The organism is Bacillus sp. FSL K6-1033, assembly GCF_038630765.1.
GTDB lineage: Bacteria > Bacillota > Bacilli > Bacillales > Bacillaceae > Bacillus > Bacillus altitudinis.
In genome coordinates, this window is the sequence record NZ_CP152041.1 from 2651057 (window position 1) to 2669837 (window position 18781).

The window sequence follows — 18781 nt, forward strand, 5'->3', positions numbered from 1 at the left end:
TCTTTTTTATTTCGTCGATTGTCTTTCTTCGATTCTATGTGGCAATTCAACAATTTGATCTTCTACTTGTTCTTTGTTCATGAGCTTTGTCAAAAGTCTCATCGCAACAGCGCCAATATCATAAGTCGGCTGAACAACTGTTGTCAATTGAGGGCGCACCATGAGGGATAGTCTTGTGTTATCAAAACCAATCACTTCTAAATCTTCAGGAATTGATACGCCTCTATCCTGCGCTCCATGAATGACACCTAGCGCCATTTCGTCAGTAGCTGCAATCACAGCCGTCGGCTTGTCAGATTGCTCAAGCAGATTAGCGAGCGCTTCAATACCAGAGTCATATGAGTAGTCTCCTTCAGCAACAAGCGCTTCGTCAAATGCGATACCAGCTTCTTCAAGCGCACGCTTATAACCAGCAAGCTTTCTCATAGAGTTAATTGGTTCTGACATTGGTCCAGATACAAACGCAATTCGTTTATGTCCTTTTTCAACTAATAGCTGAACTGAATCATAAATGGCTTGTTCATAGTTAATGTTGACTGATGGTGTTTGTGCCTGCTCTTCAACAGATGCTGCAAGTACAATGGGTACAGGAGAGCGCTTAAATTCTTCCACATGCACATCTGTAATGTTTCCGCCCATAAAAACGATTCCATCTACTTGTTTGCCAAGCATTGTGTTTAACAAATGAAGTTCTTTATCAGTATTTTGGTCTGAGTTGCTCAAAATAATGTTGTACTTGTACATCGTCGCAATATCTTCAATTCCTCGTGCAAGCTCTGAATAGAAGATACTTGAAATATCAGGGATGATGACCCCAACTGTTGTGGTCTTTTTACTTGCAAGGCCTCGTGCGACTGCGTTTGGACGGTAGCCGAGGCGATCAATTGCTTCAAGCACCTTTTTTCTTGTTGTTGGTTTTACGTTTGGATTACCATTAACAACGCGTGATACCGTTGCCATACTTACGTTTGCTTCTCTTGCTACATCATATATTGTAACATTATTCACATAAATCACTCCTTCAAATACACTTCATATCTATAGCATTCACCAATTGGATAGAGACATGTCAGATACGAGGAAAATAATATCCTATTTGTCATTAAAACGATGAAAAGAGACACATAATTTTTCAATCTACATCAAAATGACATTCTTTTATGAAATTATACACGTTTTTTCTTCATATGAAAACGTTCCCTTTCTTTTTATAACTAAATTAAACAAACTTTAATGAGCTTGTTACCTGTAAATTGAATCATATTTCACCAAAAATCGTCGCAAACGTCAGCTATGACAATGATCTTAGCAGATTCTATCGAATTTTAAAAATGAAAACATTGTGAACAAGCGTATTTTTAGCTTGCAATGTGCTCTTTTCCTTTCATTGCCAATTTTGATCGTATTTTTTCATGAAAAAACCGCCGGGCTGTCATCCGGCGGCTTTTCTATTTATGATTATGCGTGAATGTTGACAAGTGGTCTTAACGCATCTAACCATTTTTCGAATTGTGGAATGTCCATTTGCTGCGCTGAATCAGATAGGGCAACAGATGGATCTGGATGCACTTCTGCCATCACACCGTCTGCTCCAATCGCAAGAGCTGCTTTAGCTGTTGGAAGAAGTAGATCTCTGCGTCCAGTTGAGTGTGTCACGTCAACAAAGACTGGTAAATGTGTCTCTTGTTTCAAGATTGGCACAGCCGAGATATCTAGTGTATTTCTTGTGGCTGTTTCGTATGTGCGGATGCCTCGCTCGCAAAGGATGATTTGGTCATTTCCTTGTGCGATGATGTATTCAGCTGCATTGATGAATTCTGAAATTGTTGCTGCTAAACCGCGTTTTAAAAGAACTGGTTTGTTCACTGATCCAGCTTCTTTTAAAAGCTCGAAGTTCTGCATGTTACGTGCTCCAATTTGGATGACATCGATATGCTCAATCGCTTCTTCAATATGAGCAGGATTCACGATTTCACTAATAACTGCAAGACCGTATTCATCTGCTACACGTTTTAGAATTTTTAGACCGTCTACGCCAAGTCCTTGGAAGTCGTATGGACTTGTGCGAGGCTTAAATGCGCCACCACGAAGAAGTTTTAGTCCCTGCTGTTTCGCTGCTGCCGCTACTTCTGCAACTTGCTCGTAGCTTTCAACGGCACATGGCCCAACGATGAAACGTTGTTTTCCGTCACCGATCGCTTCTCCATTGATATTTACAATTGTATTTTCAGGTTTTTTCTTACGAGAAACAAGAAGTGCTTTGCTGTGGTCATCTTCTTGAAGCTCTAAACCAGCTTTGAAAATTTCTTTGAAAATATGTTGAATCGTTGAATTTTCAAATGGGCCATCATTTTCTTCAAGAATTTGATTAAGCATTGTGCGCTCTCTGACAGGGTCATAACGGTTGACACCTTGCGCTTCTTTAGCCTTTCCAATTTCTTTTACAATGTTTCCTCTTTCATTGATCAGTTTTAAGATTTGAAGATTTAGTTCATCTGCTTGCTGTCTCAATTGTTCCAATTCATTGTTGCTCATTTTTGTCATCCTTTCCTCTGCCCGCTCTCGCTTTTTATTTTTGATCTCTTATAATAGGGTTTATTATAAACAAAGATTTCGGAATTGTCACGAAAAAATTCTTTATTACCCAAACGCTTTTAAGTGATAAAGTATTATGTGTAAGATTATAGCATACTTTTGATGCAAGTAAACCTTTTTTATAAAAAAAACGTCAGCAATCGCTGACGTTTTTCTACATGTTATGTTCAAGCGCTTCTTTTGTAATGCTTGAGTGAGAAGCATGCCACTTTACTTTGCCACCGCTAAAGATGAGTGCCTGCGGGCTTTCGTGCTTGATCCCTGACTTTTCAGTCACATAGGATGAAAGCTCTCTTGTGTTTTGAATTTGCAAGAAATAAGCAGGGACATCCTCATGTTCTGACGCAAACGCTTCAAACTCTTGAAAAGCAGCTTGGCTGATTGGACATGTCAAACTGTGCTTAAAAAAGACAAAGGTTCCGTCTTGATTCGTTAGTTGATCAAACTGTTCTTCTGTTTCTATGAGTTGTTTAGACATGATGTGCTCCTTCCTAACTTAAGCAGCGAGTTAGCCTTTCGTAGATTGTTCTACTTTTTCTTTGACATCTTTGATGCCGTCTTCAATGTCTGCTTTTGCTTCTTGTGCTCTTACTTTTGCTTCATCTGCTACATCTGAAGCTTCATTTGCAATATTTGCTGCAGCATCTTCTGCTTCGCTTTTTACTTGTTTAGCTTTTCCAGCTGTACGATCTTTTATGTCTTTTACTTTGTCTAAAATCTGGTTTGACTGCTCTGCTACAAGCTGAGACAATTCAGATGTTTTGTCTTTCGCAATCGTCACATATTCAGTGCCTTTTTCCTTTGCATCTGTTGTAAGACGATCTGTTTTTTCTTTTAGGGCATTCGCTTGGGTGTTCAAATCATCGCGAAGCTCTTTCCCTGACTTTGGTGCTAAAAATAGTGCCGTTGTTGCACCGATAATGCCACCGATAAGTGTTCCGATCAAAAAGTCTTTGCTATTGATTCCGTCTTTGCTCATGATTATTCCTCCTATGCGAAAATGGTTGTTTATTGTTGTTTACGCTGTTTCCATTTTTTATAGATTTCAAGTGCTGCGTTACTCCAGCTTACCACATCCGTGACTTTCTCTTGATTTCGTTCAACGGATGAAGAAACCGCACCAGCTGCCTGCTTTATGCTTGTATTAAATTGGTTGATCGAGCCACCAATTCCCTGCACCGCATCCACAACTGTGTTAAGTTTTGCCGATTTGTCTTGAATATCTTCAGCAAGCTGATTGGTCTTATGTAGCAACTGTGCTGTCTCTGTGGTGATGCCTTGCATCTGTCCTTCAAGACCTTCTAAAGTTGATGCGACATTCTTTAATGTCAGCTGTAAGGATTTCAATGTTTTGGACAAGTAGATGACAAGAATGAGGAAAGCGATTGCGATGAGTGCAACGCTTAAATAGAGAATAATAATCATCTGATACCTCCTTTGCTGCGGGCATATTCAATTCAATACCCTCTCGTTGTATCATTCAAACATCGCCTAGAATGACCGATTGAATAATAATTCTACACTTATTCGCCAATTCCTGTCCACAGCGAACGAAAAAAAGCGGCACATCTTGTCACATTTAGCCCCTTTGTCACATTTTATTCAAAATAAAAAAGCGCCGATTGAATCGGCACTTTTTGACAGACAATTATACTGCGACTTTCTCATAAGCACGAAGATACTTTTGAATATCTCCTGCTCCCATAAAGACCAAGATCGCATTTTCATGTGCTTTCAGCACAGATGTCTCTTCTTCTTCAATCAATTGGGCTTGCGGAATTTTTTCCCGCAAATCTTCAATGCTTAGTTTCCCAATGTTTTCACGAGCTGAGCCGAAAATATCACAGAGGTATACATAGTCTGCTTTTTTCAGACTGTCCGCAAATTCACTTAAAAATTGCTGTGTACGAGTGAAAGTGTGCGGCTGGAAGACTGCCACAATATCACGGTCTGGATACTTTTGGCGAGCTGCTTCGATCGTGACTTCAATTTCAGTCGGATGGTGCGCATAGTCGTCAATTAAGACTTGTTCACCGACTACTTTTTCATTAAAGCGTCGTTTCACACCGCCAAATGTCGTTAAAGCACCTTTGATGAGCTCTACATCAATGGCCTCATAGTGGCATAATGCAATAACCGCTAATGAGTTAAGGACATTGTGGTTTCCGTAAGCAGGAATGTAGAAGGTATCATAAAACGTATTACGTACAAATACATCAAATGTGGTGCCTTCTGTGTTTTTCACAACATTTCGTGCTTGGAAATCATTTTCTTCATTGAATCCGTAGTACACAACAGGTACTTTTGCTTGGATCTTGAGCAGATGCTCGTCATCACCGCAGGCGATAATGGCTTTTTTCACTTGAAGTGCCATGTTTTGAAACGCATCGAACACGTCATCAATATCCGTGAAATAATCAGGGTGATCAAAATCAATATTGGTCATGATCGCATAGTCTGGATGGTAGCTGAGGAAATGTCTGCGGTATTCGCACGCTTCAAATACAAAATACTCGCTGTTTTCTTTCCCCATTCCAGATCCATCACCGATTAAGTAGGAAGTTGGTTTTGCCGCTTGCATCACATGTGCAAGCAGACCTGTTGTCGATGTTTTACCATGAGCACCAGTAATTGCAACGTTTGTGAATGAATCCATGTATTCTCCAAGAAATTTATGATAACGAATGACAGGAATCCCTTCAGAAAGAGCACGCTCAATCTCAGGGTGTGTATCTGGGAATGCATTTCCTGCAATCACCGTCATCCCTGGCTGAATATTATCTGGGTCAAATGGAAGAATTTTAATATTTCGTTCTTCTAATGCTTTCTGTGTAAAGATATGTTTTTCGATATCCGATCCTTGGACAGTATACCCAGTATCATGAAGAATTTGGGCCAGTGGACTCATACCTGTCCCTTTTATTCCAACAAAATGATAAACAGTCATAATTGTACCTCCAACAAACGTCTATCTGACTTACAGTATATGACGCTCATTTCAATTTGCAACTTGTGATTTTTGTCTCTAGCTGATCACAAATCGCAGCTCCAAATAAAGATTTTTTTCCGATCTTCCTATTCTAATCAATATTAACTATGATTAGTATCCGACAACTTTCCCATTTCTAACACCTGCTTTCGCTCATTTTCGTTAAAAAGCGTTCAGACAGGCATGCGAAAAGCGTCCAATTCAAAAATTGCACCTATGTGCTATCATACCATGTTTATCAAAAAAATGAAGTGGTTTGTTTAGATCAATTGTTCTAAGTCACTCAGTGTCATGAGGACCTCTCTTGGTTTACTGCCTTTTGCCCCAGAGATCATCCCTTCACGTTCCATCATATCAATCAATCTCGCTGCTCGATTGTAGCCAATTCTAAATCTTCTTTGCAAACTGGATGTACTTGCACTATTTTGCTCGATGGCGAATCGGCATGCGTCCATAAACAATTCATCTTCGTCTGTAATGGCAGAGCCTTGGAGCATCAATTCTTCCTGTTCAAAAAGGAACACAGGTTTGCTCTGTTTTCTCACATGCGCTACCACTTCATCAATCTCTCGATCTGATACAAAGTTCCCTTGCAGCCTTGTCGGTTTGCCAGAGCCATTTTCTAAGAACAGCATGTCTCCTTTTCCGAGAAGCTTTTCAGCACCTGCCATATCAATAATGGTTCTTGAATCCACTTGGCTTGAAACAGAGAATGCAATTCTTGTTGGGATGTTTGCTTTAATGAGGCCTGTAATGACATCAACAGAAGGTCTTTGCGTCGCAATGAGTAAGTGAATCCCGCATGCTCTTGCTTTTTGGGCAATTCGGCAAATGCTTTCTTCGACTTCATTTGGTGCGACCATCATTAAATCAGCCAACTCATCAATGACAACGACGAGATATGGTAGTTTTTCACCCATTTGTTTTTCTTTCACCAGTTCGTTAAATCGTTTGATTTCTCTCACACCAGAGTGTGCAAACAGTTCATAGCGTCTTTCCATTTCATCTACTACCCATTTCAGGGCAGCTGTTGCTGTCTTGGCATCAGTAATAACTGGGCTCACAAGATGCGGAATGTGATTATACGGCGCCAGTTCGACCATTTTAGGGTCGATTAACAGCATTTTCACTTCATCAGGTGAGGCTTTAAACATTAGGCTCACGAGAATGGTATTAATACAGACACTTTTCCCTGAACCTGTTGCTCCGGCAATTAAGCCGTGCGGCATTTTTTGCAAATCAACCACAACGGGCTGACCGGAAATATCCAATCCGAGCGCTGCCGTTAATGGAGATGGGTTGTCTCTAAAGGCACTGCTTCTGATCATTTCTCTCAAGAAAACCATTTTACTGTGAAGGTTCGGCACTTCGATTCCAATCGTGTTCTTCCCAGGAATCGGCGCTTCGATTCGAATATCTTTTGCAGACAAACTGAGTTTGATATCATCTGACAGGTTTGTAATTTTGTTCACTTTCACGCCTGGTTCAGGATGCACTTCAAATCTTGTAACAGAAGGACCTTGCGTCACATGAACAACACTTGCTCTGACATTGAAATTTTTCAGTGTGGCATTGAGCAGTTCTGCCCGTTCTTTCACCCATGTTCCGTCCTCTTCTTTTTGTGCTGGCGGAACGTCTAGAAGGGCTAAACTCGGAAATACATATCCTTGTGCATCTGCCGTTTTCTTCTGTCCTTGCACGCGCTGATCACTTTTTAACATCATGACGTTAAAAGGAACGGTGGAGGTTTGACCGCTTGAGCGCTTTGGCTGTGGAGAAGACGGTTTTGGTTCTTCACGTTTTATTTCAGGCGTTTCTTCAGGTGTTTCCTCAAGCTCTTCTGCCATATCCGCGGCGATCTCTACTTGTCCAGAGTCAGCAAATTCATCTGATGCTTCTTCAACTGGCATGACTTCATCATCTGTTAATTTTTCTACCGGCAGAGAATCATCATCTTGCGAATCCTGTATGATCACCGGTTCTTCTTGTTCAAATGCGGCCGCTGACACGTCTGCTTGACTTTCTTCTATCCATGTAGCCTCTGTTGTTTCCATAGCCTCTACTTCATTCTCTTCCAGCACCGCAGTTTCTTCTACTGGGCTTTCTATCACCATGTCGAGTGCTGGTGATGCGCTTAAAGCTGTTTCAAATGTAAAGCTCTCTTTTTTCTCAGTATCATCTTCAAGCGGAATCATCGGCTCTTCTTGTTCAACGGTGACTGCCTGTTCTTGCTCCATCTCTAGAGGCTCGTTAGATGCTTCAGCTTGCTCCATATGTAAGGATGCTTCTCGATCGTCTTTGGTCTGTGACAAAGCTTGATCTTGATCCTCTGTCTCACTGAAAGGCTCGTCATATAAACGTTCCATCGTTGATTGAACGTGATCTTGATAAGCGAGTTCCTCTTGCAAAGTAAGCGGCGTCGTGACAGATTGCTTCTCTGCTTGTTCTGCTCTTTGGGCTGACATCATGTCTTCCATACGTTGTTCTTTTCGTATAGACGGGATGTTCATTTGCTGTCTTACATTCCGTTCACGCTCTGCTTCTTCTGATAACAGTGTGACACGCTGTGACGTTTCTTCTGACGATTTCATTTTGACAGAAGATGTGTCTTCTTTGGCTGCTGCATGTTTTGGACGCATATCCTGGTGGTAGCCATAGATGGGTGAAGGGATTTGCTCTGGTTTAAAAGGCTTTTTATTGAGATCAGGCTGCACCGTTTGTTTTGGCTGATAGGTCGTCTGCTTTGCCTTTGGCTGACTTGGCCGCGTGCGCCTTCTTTCTTGTTGCTTTGCTGCCTCACGTGCAGGTTCATCTGGAACGAGAGGAAAGCGGAAATTGCCTTTTGGATATTCATAATACACTTTCGTATCTTCAACTTTTTTATATTCTTTATGCTGTTCAACAGCTGGCTGCTTTGGTGCAATCGGACCTGTTTCAGGCCTCTCAGCTTTTTCTTCTTTTTTTTCTTCTCCTAAAAATACACTAAAAAATTTATCTAACCAACTCATCATTTATCACTCACTTTAACTCCCCTTACGTTTTCTTGGGCGATTTTTAGTATACCATTGCTTTTTCATGCAGAAAAGCGAGAAAAGTGCTACGCTTTGCTGTTCATGCTGTCTGTAGATGAAAAAAAGTCACTAAGTACGTACTTAGTGACTTTTGGTATAACACATTCTTCGCTCATTTGTACCCGTTTATGGGAGGTTACGCTTCAAATGGTTCGCCAGCTTGGCGGCTTCCTTCTAGAACAAGGATTCCTTTTTCAGCAGGCGCATTCGGAAGATCTAATTCTTTTGCAGAACAAATCATTCCGCTTGAAGGAACACCTCTTAGTTCAGCATCTTTGATCACCAAACCGCTCGGCATCACAGCACCGACCTTTGCAACCACAACATATTGACCTTGATCAACGTTTGGTGCACCGCACACGATTTGTAAGGTTTCATCGCCAACATCTACTTGGCAAATGTTCAGTTTATCTGCATTCGGATGTTTTTCTTTTTCCTTCACATAACCGACCACAAACTTAGGTGATAGATCAACTGTTAATGTTTCACTGACACCGTTGCGGTTTAAAATTTCATTGATATCTTGAACAAGCGTTTCAGAAAGCGGTACAGATCCGTTTTCTTCAATTTTCATGTAAGTAGATGCATTGAAAATATTAAAACCTGTTGTTTCTTTTGTGTCTTGATTGAAGATTCTTACGACATCTCCAAACGTTTCATGACCTACTTCTTCTCTTGTTACATCTTTCAATGAAATAAGGAGTGTGTCGCCGACACCTTCTGCATTATAAAAAACGTTCATTCTTCAAAATTCCCTTCTACTGCTGTTTTGGTCTGCTTTTTGCAAGAATAAAGATCGGTTCAAGCTTGCCTTCGTCATATAAAAATGACAAGGCCGTAATCGGAACCGTGCCGCTGGCGAAGAAGCTCATCGACATTTGCCCTAAAATATCATAGCCTGATTCATTGCGTACATCTGCAATGATGAACACATCTTGATGGGGAACGGAAATGGCCATTTGCCCCTCTACTTTTTGCGCGTATTCTTGTAAAATCGATTCATTTAAAATTCTGCTTGCATCGTACCCGTCGTTTGCACGGAAGAAATAAAAACGGTTGCCCGCCACTTCATCCATTTTCACCACAGTCTTTAGTGAACGGACGTTAAAACTTGCGGTTTCTCTGATTCGTTCTTTTGTCCAGTTTTCCTTTTGCAGCATCTTCTCGTCAATTAATCTGTAGGTGCTTCCAAGATCAAGTGCATAGTAGATTCTTGTCTCTGCTGTATGCTCATCAAAAACGAGCGGAATCTCATCACTTGATGTTTCTGGAAAGGATGTTGAACGAATGACCGGATAAATGTGCTTCTCTTTGCCTGAGATGTGCTGCGCTTCACCTTTCATAGCGCTGAGCGCCTCTTTCACATAATAAACAATCTCATCCAGTGTTTCATCAGGCTTTACTTCCCACTTTGCAATAATCGGCGGGAGCTCAAGCGTGATGCCCTTTCCTGTATGTTTATCTTCCACACGAAGCGTATCTTTTTCCCTGTCAAACTGGTGGGTCCAGCTGTCGTTCGTCAGACGGCTTTTCAATTGATTGGCAAGCTGTCTTGATGTCATTTTCGCCATGATAAGACTCTCCTTTCGTTATTTAGAAAGAGAATCTGTTAAAAATGCTTCAATCTCTTCCTTTGTCTTACGATCTTTGCTAACAAAACGGTTGATCTCTTGTCCGTTTTTAAAGACTAAAAAGCTTGGAATTCCGTAAATTTCCCACTCTGCACAAGTGTCGATGAACTGATCTCTATCCACATAGAAGTATTCAAATTCTGGATAGTTTGCTTCAAGCTCTGGCAAAAACGGCTCAATAAATGTGCAGTCCGGGCACCAGTCAGCTGAAAATAGTAATACGGTTAAGTCTTCTTGAATCACTTTTTGTAATTCTTCGTTTGATTCAATTTTTTTCATGTTTGATTCCTCCAGTTTGTATACTTAAATCTCCGAATTGTATATAGCCTTTCTTTCTCATCCATTCTGATACTACCAAACTAATCACTGCCGGGCCAACGATATGCAAGAGAGCAATAGCGAGGAAAATGGAAGGATGAAATCCCATGACTGTGAGAGTCATGAGCTGGCCGACAAGACCGCTCGTTCCCATACCCGCTCCTGCCGCATTATTGACCATCCCAAAGCCAATGATACCAATTGGCGCAAGAATCAGTCCTGCAATCGTCGGCGGAATGAGAATGAGCGGATTTTTCACAATGTTCGGCAGCTGTAGTTTTGATGTTCCAATGCCTACCGCAGCAAGACCGCCAAAACGATTTTCCCTAAATCCTGCAGCAGCAAAGCCGACCATCTGCGCGCAGCAGCCAATCGTTGCCGCACCAGCAGCAAGACCGCTTAAATCAAGCATCAGCGCAAGCGCAGCGCTTGAAATCGGTGAGCTAAGAGCAAGTCCAACAATGGTTGCAACCAGCATGCCCATGATGAGTGGACTTTGGTCAGTCCCCCATACGATCAGCCTGCCGAGCCCTGTCATCACCGCCTGAATCCCAGGGCCGATGAAAGCAGCAGTGAGAAAACCTGTGATAATGGTCACAAGCGGCGTTAAAATAATATCAATTCTTGTCTCACCACTGATCAGTTTGCCTAATTCCACACCAATGAGAGCAGCCACGAAGCTTCCAGCAGGTCCCCCAAGCTCTGCTCCGGCGGCACCTGAAACAACACTTGCGAAAATAATTAAAGGAGAAGCGTTTAAGCGATAAGCAACCGCTACGCCAATTGCTGGTCCCATCAGCCCCATTGCGAGCGTTCCCATTTCCACGATGAGAGGAAATGATAACAGGCCGCCTGCTGTTTTTAAAATCAGCCCTACCACTAATGTAGCAAATAGACCTAAAGCCATATAAGAGAGTGCATCAATAAAATAGACCTTTGGCGAAAGGGAAATACCCTTTCTTTTTAAATAAGTCATCAACGTCGTCTTCCTGCTTTCTCATAGGAAAGACGAAGAGGCCTGTCCTTCCCATTATATGTAGTCTTCTTACGATGAAAAATAGTCTCTACCATGAATATCATAATCATATTTTTTTTGCTTTATCAAGCACTTCTTGTGTAACATGAAAAGAAACAGGGCAAACCTTTACTAAGTTTGTGCACAAGGAGGAGATTGTTATGCAATTAACGGTTTATTTAGCTGGAGAAATTCATAGCCAGTGGCGCGATGAGATTAAGGAAAAAAGCCAGTCTTTGAAACTACCAGTGACGTTTGTTGGTCCAATGGAGAATCATGACCGATCAGATAACATCGGAGAAGATATTTTAGGCGGGCAGCCAAATGCCATCTTGAAAGACGATGCGGCTTCTGATTTGAACAATTTCCGCACCGAACTATTATTAAATAAGGCAGACGTTGTCATCGCCCGCTTTGGTGAGAAATATAAACAGTGGAACACGGCAATGGATGCTTCTTCTGCCATCGCCAAAGGAAAACCCCTTATTTTGATTCGTCCTAAAGAATTACATCATCCACTAAAGGAACTATCAAACAAAGCAAATATCACTGTCGAAACAGTGAATCAAGCAATTAAGGCGTTGTCATACGTGTTTGAACAAGAATAAGAAAAAGGGCTAAAATGAACTTGATTTTAGCCCTTTTTCTTATTTACAGCGTGATAGAAAACCTTTGCAGCCCTAGGAAGGTCGAGTACCGGCGCGGAGCGAATTTGACATTCGTGAGCACCGGCACGCAGGACTGACAAAGAATGCGAGGGTTTGTCTACACGCTGAAGGCTGTGCTCTTAAAAGAGGCAGCCTTTTTCTTATCGTTTACACTTGTTGATAAATCGAATCCACCGTGCTTTGATCACAATTTTTCACAAGACGAACAATTAATTCTTTTGCCGCTGCATAATCATCCACATGCAAGACAGAGTGACTTGTATGAATGTAACGCGCACATACACCAATAACAGCAGACGGTACACCTTGATTTGAGATATGGACACGTCCAGCATCCGTACCGCCTGGCGATACGAAATATTGATATGGAATATTGTTTGTTTCGGCTGTATCGAGGACAAATTCTCTCATGCCTCGGTGCGTAATCATCGTGCGATCATAAATACGAAGAAGTGCACCTTTTCCAAGCTGGCCAAATTGTGATTTGTCTCCCGTCACATCATTTGCGGGACTCGCATCTAGAGCAAAGAACAGATCAGGCTGAATCATATTCGCAGCTACCTCAGCCCCTCTGAGCCCTACTTCCTCTTGGACGGTTGCGCCTGAATATAGCTGACATGAAAGAGCTTCGTCTTTTAATTCTTTCAATAATTCAATGGCAAGTCCGCACCCATAACGGTTATCCCAAGCTTTGGCTAAAATCTTTTTTGGATTGGCCATTGGGGTAAAGACCGTTGCAGGAACGATTTGCTGCCCTGGGCGAACGCCAAGCTCTTTCGCTTCTTCTTCACTGTCTGCACCAATATCAATCAGCATATCTGACGGTTTTACTGGTTTGCTTTTTTGTTCTGGTGTCAGAAGGTGAGGAGGTGTGCTCGATACAACGCCCGGAATTGGCCCGTGATCCGTATGAACATCCACACGCTGCGCAAGCATCACTTGACTCCACCAGCCGCCAAGTGTTTGAAAACGAATCATTCCGTTTTTCGTAATGGATGACACCATAAAGCCGACTTCATCCATATGACCAGCCACCATAATCTTCGGCGCGTTCTCTGGGCCTTTGCGGACACCAAACACTCCGCCAAGACGATCCTGTATGAGTTCATCGGAATATTTCTCAAGTTCCTTTTTCATAAAAGCACGCACATGGTGCTCATTACCTGGAGTTCCTTGTAGTTCTGTTAAATTTCGGAAAAGCGACATTGTTTCTTCGTTCATTTGACAGTTACCCTCATTTCTATGTAATGACCATATAAATTCCTATAAAAATAACACTCACTTTATACTATAAGAATTCTTTCGGTTTTCCAAGTATCTCTCCAGAAATTTTGAATATGCTTTCAAGTATTCGGATTTCTTAACATCGCTGGACAAGTTTTGTATAATGGAAAAAACAGCAATACGGAGGTGCAGCACGTTGAAGTTAAAACATGTTCTGATTGGTGCGAGTATTGGCGTAGCCGCTGCAATTGTTGCAAAGAAAGTCTTTTTCCCGACGTATATCTCGTCTGAAAAAGCGTTAAAAATTGTGAAATCCGCTTTTAAACAGCGCGGTCCGATTGATGGCTCTTGGATTTATACTGTACCAGAACCGTATACCGTAAATGGTGAAACGATTGATGTGTACAAATCTGGCATTACACGCTCCGCCTTTGGCGAGCTGGAACAGTATGAAGTCATGATTGATGCAAAAACAGGCATGATCGTTGATGTCATTGATTCTGTTGCTTAATAAGAAAGCTTCGCAAAGACAAGTCCTTGCGAAGCTTTTTTTAGATGGCTTTGATTTTTTTGTATACAGGGTGCCACATGGCGTCTTGCACAGCCTGAATGAGGTCATCAGGGGTTTCTTCCGCAATTCCTTCGTCAATCGCTGCTTGTGCCACACGGACAGCCACTGTCGCTGAAACCGTTCTGAGCTGATCAACACTTGGAAGCATCGCAGCACCCGGTTTTCCGACATTGACCATGCTCGCAATCGCTTCAGCACTCGCAACAAACATGCTGTCTGTCATGAGCCGGGCTTTACACACAATCGTTCCAAGACCAAGCCCTGGAAACACAAGGGCATTATTTGCCTGCCCAATTTCATATGTCACACCGCCATATTCAACGGGATCAAACGGGCTTCCCGTTGTGACAAGCGCACGTCCTTCTGTCCATTCAATGAGATCTTCCGGCTTTGCCTCTGAAAGAGGTGTCGGGTTAGACATCGGTAAAATCGCTGGCCGCTCTACATGTGACGCCATTTCTTTCACTATTTCCTCTGTAAATGCCCCACCTACAGTTGAGGTACCAATTAAGATCGTAGGTTTCGCCTGCTTCACGACCTCTAACAAATCAATTGAATGCTTTGGACCATTACGTGCATAATCCTTCACTTCATCAGAACGTCTTGCATACGGCTTTTGGAATGGCTGAATGTCGGGTGAATCATCTGTGAGCAATCCCGTTTTATCAATACACCAGAAATGATCATATGATTCCTCTTCTTTGACACCATCTCTCACGATGGCATCACGAATTTGCTCGGCTATACCAATCCCTGCTGTACCTGCTCCAAAGATCACGATTCGGTGATCTTTCAGCGGAACCTTCGATGCTTTTGCACAAGCCAGAACGGCAGCAAGTGAAACGGCTCCAGTTCCTTGAATATCATCATTAAACGTACAAATACGGTCCTTATATTTTTCCAAAATGGCGCGGGCATTTTTTGTACCGAAGTCTTCCCAGTGAAGAAGTGCATTTGGAAAAGTCGCACGGGCAAGCTCAACATATTGATCAATAAACTGATCATAGCGCTCTCCTCGAACGCGGGAGTGCTGATTTCCCACATAAAGCGGATCATTTAAAAGGCTTTCTTGGTTGGTTCCAGCATCAAGCACCACTGCCAGTACACGGCTAGGATCAATACCTGCTGCGGCTGTATAAACAGCCAGCTTCCCGACTGAAATGGCGATTCCGCCTACACCCCAGTCACCGATGCCTAAAATTCCTTCTGCATCTGTTGCGACAATGAGATCAATTGATTCATCCACTCCGTAAGATGCAAAAATTTCTTCCATTCCTTCTAGGTCATCAATGGATAAATAAATTCCTCTTGGCTTTCTATACTCGTGGCTGTAACGCTGAATCGCTGTTCCTACGGTCGGTGTGTAAACAATCGGCAGCATTTCTGCCAAATGCTCATTTAATAATTTATAAAAGAGCACTTCATTTCTGTCATGAAGCGCAGTTAAATAGACATTTTTCCCAAGTGCGTCTGGCTGTGCTTTGAACTGTTCATATGCACGCTTTGCTTGATCTTCTAGTGTTAACACCTTCGGCGGCAGAAATCCCTTTAACCCAAGCTCTTCCCGCTCTTCCTTTGTAAATGCGACCCCTTTGTTTAAATAAGGGACAGACATGACTTCCATCCCTCTTAACGGTGTCTCGATGACATCACCATGTACACGATAAAATTGATTCACCTGCACTCTTCCTTTCACAAGTTCATTTTGTCGTTATTTTGTGTGAAAGGTGAAAAAACATACAGATGATCTTTTATCTTCCGGTTTCTCTTTTGACCTCATGGGTCATTGCCCCGTCTTCATCCCACTTTACAGCACGGTAGATGGCATCATGATAAAACAAGTACCATGCATTGTTTTCTTCGGCAAATGCCTGCCATTTTTGCTTCGCCGGGATCGAGGTCATTGGATAATCATCGTATGCCAACACCCAAAGCGGGTTTTTATGAGCGTGTGTCGGCATGATATCCGCTAAATGAATAGCTGTTTCTCCCTGACTTGTGAGCGTTAAGATGCTATGCCCATTGCTATGTCCACCTGTATGATGCAGGCGAATGCCTTCTGTTACTTCGATGCTATCTTCAAATGTCATGACTTGATCGGCAACAGGCTCCCAATTTTCTTTCCAATATGTATTTCTTGAGCGGATGTTCGGTGCTCTCATTTCGTCCCATTCAATTTTGGACGTGATGATTTTTGCCTGCTGAAAAACAGACACGAGCTCATCGCCTTCACATTTTGTCAGCCCGCTTGCATGATCAAAATGCAAATGAGTCATTAAGACGTAATTTATATCAGATGGGCGCAAACCGAGAGCTGCAAGTGATTCTTCTATTTTCGTTTCCTCTGTGACGCCATAATTGCGTTTTTGTTTCTCTGTCAGCTTCCCTGACCCGATGCCGGAATCTACTAACAGATGAAGACCGTTCCACCGTATGAGCATTGGATCACACCGTAATTCAATTTGATTTCGATCATTCACAGGGTATTTTTTTGACCATAATGGCTTTGGCACCACGCCAAACATGGCACCGCCATCCATGTGTGTATCTCCCCCATTTAACCAGAACAGTTCCATTTCACCTATTTTCATTGTCTCCATTGCTGTCATCCCTCCTTTTTCTATCGTAGCAAATACAAAGGAAAATCGCATGTGCTAATCTTTTTATCAAAAAAAGCTGACCGCAATCGTTCGTTGCAGCCAGCTTTGTTCGCTTGTTATTCAGGGAATTTTACTTCTGATCGATAGATCGGTTGTCCCATGGAAGAGAATTTCTCTTCATATTCTGTCATGACATTTCCTTCGAGACCATCCTCATGTAAATCAAGGCTCACATATGTTAAAAGGAGTCCGTAAGACGAAAAGCTTTTCAAGGAATATTCAAATAGTCCGCGGTTATCGGTTTTGAAATGTAATTCACCGCCTGGACGGAGGATCTGTTCATATCGCTTTAAAAAGGCTTTAAACGTCAACCTACGTTTTTCATGCCTTGATTTTGGCCACGGATCAGAGAAGTTCAAATACACCCGGTCAATCTCATTTTCCGCAAAGACATCTGTCAGTGTCTCTGCGTTGATGTTTAGAAGCTTTACGTTTTCTACATCTGTTTCTTTGATTTTATCGACTGCCGTCACAATGACACTTTTAAATAATTCAATGCCGATATAGTTTATCTCAGGATGAAGCTTGCCCATTCCGGCAATAAAACTCCCTTTTCCTGTACCGACTTCGATATGGATTGGATGATCATTTCCAAACAGCTCATGCCATTTCCCTTTGTATTGTTCAGGGTTAGCTAAAGCGATATGAGCATTTTCAGCTAAGTAATCATCTGCCCATGGTTTATGTCGCATTCTCAATTTGATACACCTCTATTTTCTTTACATTTTATCAAGATACCATGAAACATAAAGAGCCGCAAGACAGCATCTTATCCGCACATATGAAAAAGACCAGCTGCTAATTGGGCTGGTCTGCTTCATGTATAAAATCAAAGCTGAATGCACAGTTTAACCACATAAATGACACGCCCTGAAAGGAGCATACGTATGGGATTAAACCGCCAACATCAGCTTCAATTAATCAAAGATATTTTAACTGATCACCAGCTGGATTGCTGTGGGACTGTTGCAGAATATGAACAGGTGGGACGCGTGATTCAATTAATGCTGGCAAAAGAAGATTTGGATGCTGACGTTCGTCAGCTACTAACAGATATTTATGATTACAGCCAAAAAGGTACCTCTGTCAGTTCAATTGATGCACATATCGAAGCGCATCAATCGCATCTATCTGACTGGGTCGAGAACATTCCACTGTCTTAATGGATGTTTAACCGTTTTAAGAGTGCATGTAGCTCGGCTTGCACTTCTTTTTGCGCCTTTTCATTTCCTTTTCTTTTATGCCAAACGACAAACGAGACGGTTTCAGCCAGCACATACCATGCCATGCGTTTTCGCAAGTTGTCGGTCAGCGGAGCACCATACATAGAGAGCCAGCTTTCCCAGTTCTCTTCTTCAACATAATGGTATAAGAGCGGTCCAAGATCAATCGCTGGATCCGCAATCATTGCCCCGTCCCAATCAATTAAATAGAGCTGGTTTTCATCTGTCAGCAGCCAATTATTATGGTTGAGGTCACAATGGCATACGACCTTATCCTCGAAATGAACTGCCTCCACATGTTTCTCTAAATACTGGATGGCGCGCGTGATATCATGTGAGTCAATCTGCTCTTTTAAGATCGATGCCTTGAGATGCATCAAGATCGATGCCGGGTCAAGCGAGTGCTTTTCTAATCGTTTCAGCATATCGAGCAGCTCTTTTGATGTATGAATTTTTCTTAGCTGCTCCGCTACAGGACGGTCATTCATGTCCTTTGGCTTCAGCTCTCTGCCGCTCAGCCAGTGCTGCGCAGTGATGACATCCCCATTTTCCATCCGTTTTGTCCAGACAAGCTTCGGCACAATGCCTTCAGCTGACAAAACCGCAAGAAACGGTGACGTATTGCGTTTTAAAAATAGCTTTTGGTCATTGTGTGTTGCGAAGTACGCATCTCCCGTAGCGCCTCCAGCAGGAGAGATGTGCCATTCGCTACCTAATATTTGTCCCAACCAGTTCATATCAATTTTCAACCCATCATTTCTTAAAATATTTTAAATCATGCTTTTTTAGTCGACAAAATTCAGCCGATTGAGATCA

Annotated in this window: 19 protein-coding genes; 3 read left to right on the plus strand and 16 right to left on the minus strand. The window is 42.2% G+C overall.

Annotated features, from left to right (window positions below):
- Window positions 1-6: 6 nt before the first annotated feature.
- The 11 genes from ccpA to MHH31_RS13585 all read right to left on the minus strand — a co-directional run bounded on the left by ccpA (window position 7) and on the right by MHH31_RS13585 (window position 11580).
- Window positions 7-1008, minus strand: coding sequence for a catabolite control protein A (ccpA, locus tag MHH31_RS13535; RefSeq protein WP_008343056.1), 1002 nt, complete (start codon window positions 1006-1008; stop codon window positions 7-9).
- Between the two features lie 450 nt (window positions 1009-1458).
- Window positions 1459-2535 carry a bifunctional 3-deoxy-7-phosphoheptulonate synthase/chorismate mutase gene (locus MHH31_RS13540; RefSeq protein ID WP_017358315.1) on the minus strand — a complete coding sequence of 359 codons (1077 nt, stop codon included), beginning with the start codon at window positions 2533-2535 and terminating at the stop codon, window positions 1459-1461.
- A gap of 214 nt (window positions 2536-2749) precedes the next feature.
- Window positions 2750-3073 (minus strand): bacillithiol system redox-active protein YtxJ, encoded by a 324-nt coding sequence (ytxJ, locus tag MHH31_RS13545; protein WP_007501805.1) that lies wholly within the window; start codon window positions 3071-3073, stop codon window positions 2750-2752.
- Window positions 3074-3103: 30 nt separating this feature from the next.
- The gene (locus MHH31_RS13550) at window positions 3104-3574 is read right to left on the minus strand and encodes a YtxH domain-containing protein (protein ID WP_007501807.1); all 471 of its coding nucleotides are present in this window, start codon (window positions 3572-3574) and stop codon (window positions 3104-3106) included.
- A gap of 29 nt (window positions 3575-3603) precedes the next feature.
- Entirely contained in the window at window positions 3604-4020 is a 417-nt protein-coding gene (locus MHH31_RS13555) for a DUF948 domain-containing protein (protein ID WP_017367864.1), read from the minus strand.
- 223 nt (window positions 4021-4243) lie between these two features.
- Window positions 4244-5542, minus strand: a complete 1299-nt coding sequence (gene murC / locus MHH31_RS13560; protein WP_008343047.1) for a UDP-N-acetylmuramate--L-alanine ligase — start codon at window positions 5540-5542, stop codon at window positions 4244-4246.
- 302 nt (window positions 5543-5844) lie between these two features.
- Window positions 5845-8592, minus strand: a complete 2748-nt coding sequence (locus MHH31_RS13565; RefSeq protein ID WP_342494890.1) for a DNA translocase FtsK — start codon at window positions 8590-8592, stop codon at window positions 5845-5847.
- 199 nt (window positions 8593-8791) lie between these two features.
- A complete protein-coding gene (ytpR, locus tag MHH31_RS13570; RefSeq protein WP_007501813.1) occupies window positions 8792-9397 on the minus strand; it encodes a YtpR family tRNA-binding protein in 606 nt (201 codons plus the stop codon).
- A gap of 16 nt (window positions 9398-9413) precedes the next feature.
- Window positions 9414-10226 carry a DUF1444 domain-containing protein gene (locus MHH31_RS13575; RefSeq protein ID WP_008343044.1) on the minus strand — a complete coding sequence of 271 codons (813 nt, stop codon included), beginning with the start codon at window positions 10224-10226 and terminating at the stop codon, window positions 9414-9416.
- Between the two features lie 18 nt (window positions 10227-10244).
- Window positions 10245-10565 carry a thioredoxin family protein gene (locus MHH31_RS13580; RefSeq protein WP_003217665.1) on the minus strand — a complete coding sequence of 107 codons (321 nt, stop codon included), beginning with the start codon at window positions 10563-10565 and terminating at the stop codon, window positions 10245-10247.
- On the minus strand, window positions 10552-11580 hold the full coding sequence (locus MHH31_RS13585; RefSeq protein ID WP_282745488.1) for a PTS sugar transporter subunit IIC: 1029 nt from the start codon (window positions 11578-11580) through the stop codon (window positions 10552-10554). The genes MHH31_RS13580 and MHH31_RS13585 overlap by 14 nt, the downstream gene beginning before the upstream one ends.
- A gap of 200 nt (window positions 11581-11780) precedes the next feature.
- Here MHH31_RS13585 and MHH31_RS13590 point away from each other — a divergent pair, with 200 nt between their 5' ends.
- On the plus strand, window positions 11781-12227 hold the full coding sequence (locus MHH31_RS13590; RefSeq protein ID WP_007501817.1) for a YtoQ family protein: 447 nt from the start codon (window positions 11781-11783) through the stop codon (window positions 12225-12227).
- 207 nt (window positions 12228-12434) lie between these two features.
- On the opposite strand, the gene MHH31_RS13595 is transcribed toward MHH31_RS13590, so the two are convergent.
- Window positions 12435-13508 (minus strand): M42 family metallopeptidase, encoded by a 1074-nt coding sequence (locus MHH31_RS13595; protein ID WP_017358321.1) that lies wholly within the window; start codon window positions 13506-13508, stop codon window positions 12435-12437.
- 199 nt (window positions 13509-13707) lie between these two features.
- Between MHH31_RS13595 and MHH31_RS13600 the strand changes: the two genes are divergently transcribed.
- A complete protein-coding gene (locus MHH31_RS13600) occupies window positions 13708-14022 on the plus strand; it encodes a PepSY domain-containing protein (protein ID WP_003217759.1) in 315 nt (104 codons plus the stop codon).
- A 40-nt stretch (window positions 14023-14062) separates the two neighbouring features.
- On the opposite strand, the gene MHH31_RS13605 is transcribed toward MHH31_RS13600, so the two are convergent.
- The 3 genes from MHH31_RS13605 to trmB form a co-directional block, all read right to left on the minus strand.
- Window positions 14063-15760 carry an NAD-dependent malic enzyme gene (locus MHH31_RS13605; RefSeq protein WP_008343042.1) on the minus strand — a complete coding sequence of 566 codons (1698 nt, stop codon included), beginning with the start codon at window positions 15758-15760 and terminating at the stop codon, window positions 14063-14065.
- Between the two features lie 73 nt (window positions 15761-15833).
- A complete protein-coding gene (locus MHH31_RS13610) occupies window positions 15834-16682 on the minus strand; it encodes an MBL fold metallo-hydrolase (protein ID WP_277518923.1) in 849 nt (282 codons plus the stop codon).
- Between the two features lie 116 nt (window positions 16683-16798).
- Window positions 16799-17440, minus strand: a complete 642-nt coding sequence (gene trmB, locus MHH31_RS13615; RefSeq protein ID WP_025207815.1) for a tRNA (guanosine(46)-N7)-methyltransferase TrmB — start codon at window positions 17438-17440, stop codon at window positions 16799-16801.
- A gap of 189 nt (window positions 17441-17629) precedes the next feature.
- Between trmB and MHH31_RS13620 the strand changes: the two genes are divergently transcribed.
- Window positions 17630-17905 (plus strand): YtzH-like family protein, encoded by a 276-nt coding sequence (locus MHH31_RS13620; RefSeq protein ID WP_024719286.1) that lies wholly within the window; start codon window positions 17630-17632, stop codon window positions 17903-17905.
- On the opposite strand, the gene MHH31_RS13625 is transcribed toward MHH31_RS13620, so the two are convergent.
- Window positions 17902-18702, minus strand: a complete 801-nt coding sequence (locus tag MHH31_RS13625; protein ID WP_025207816.1) for a phosphotransferase family protein — start codon at window positions 18700-18702, stop codon at window positions 17902-17904. The genes MHH31_RS13620 and MHH31_RS13625 overlap by 4 nt on opposite strands.
- Between the last annotated feature and the right edge of the window lie 79 nt (window positions 18703-18781).

Bases quoted from the DNA above. Each gene is read 5' to 3' on its own strand.
- MHH31_RS13540 (WP_017358315.1), bottom strand. From the start codon at position 2,535: ATGAGCAACAATGAATTGGAACAATTGAGACAGCAAGCAGATGAACTA.
- ytxJ (WP_007501805.1), bottom strand. From the start codon at position 3,073: ATGTCTAAACAACTCATAGAAACAGAAGAACAGTTTGATCAACTAACG.
- MHH31_RS13550 (WP_007501807.1), bottom strand. From the start codon at position 3,574: ATGAGCAAAGACGGAATCAATAGCAAAGACTTTTTGATCGGAACACTT.
- MHH31_RS13555 (WP_017367864.1), bottom strand. From the start codon at position 4,020: ATGATTATTATTCTCTATTTAAGCGTTGCACTCATCGCAATCGCTTTC.
- murC (WP_008343047.1), bottom strand. From the start codon at position 5,542: ATGACTGTTTATCATTTTGTTGGAATAAAAGGGACAGGTATGAGTCCA.
- MHH31_RS13565 (WP_342494890.1), bottom strand. From the start codon at position 8,592: ATGAGTTGGTTAGATAAATTTTTTAGTGTATTTTTAGGAGAAGAAAAA.
- ytpR (WP_007501813.1), bottom strand. From the start codon at position 9,397: ATGAACGTTTTTTATAATGCAGAAGGTGTCGGCGACACACTCCTTATT.
- MHH31_RS13575 (WP_008343044.1), bottom strand. From the start codon at position 10,226: ATGGCGAAAATGACATCAAGACAGCTTGCCAATCAATTGAAAAGCCGT.
- MHH31_RS13580 (WP_003217665.1), bottom strand. From the start codon at position 10,565: ATGAAAAAAATTGAATCAAACGAAGAATTACAAAAAGTGATTCAAGAA.
- MHH31_RS13585 (WP_282745488.1), bottom strand. From the start codon at position 11,580: ATGACTTATTTAAAAAGAAAGGGTATTTCCCTTTCGCCAAAGGTCTAT.
- MHH31_RS13590 (WP_007501817.1), top strand. From the start codon at position 11,781: ATGCAATTAACGGTTTATTTAGCTGGAGAAATTCATAGCCAGTGGCGC.
- MHH31_RS13595 (WP_017358321.1), bottom strand. From the start codon at position 13,508: ATGAACGAAGAAACAATGTCGCTTTTCCGAAATTTAACAGAACTACAA.
- MHH31_RS13610 (WP_277518923.1), bottom strand. From the start codon at position 16,682: ATGGAGACAATGAAAATAGGTGAAATGGAACTGTTCTGGTTAAATGGG.
- MHH31_RS13620 (WP_024719286.1), top strand. From the start codon at position 17,630: ATGGGATTAAACCGCCAACATCAGCTTCAATTAATCAAAGATATTTTA.
- MHH31_RS13625 (WP_025207816.1), bottom strand. From the start codon at position 18,702: ATGAACTGGTTGGGACAAATATTAGGTAGCGAATGGCACATCTCTCCT.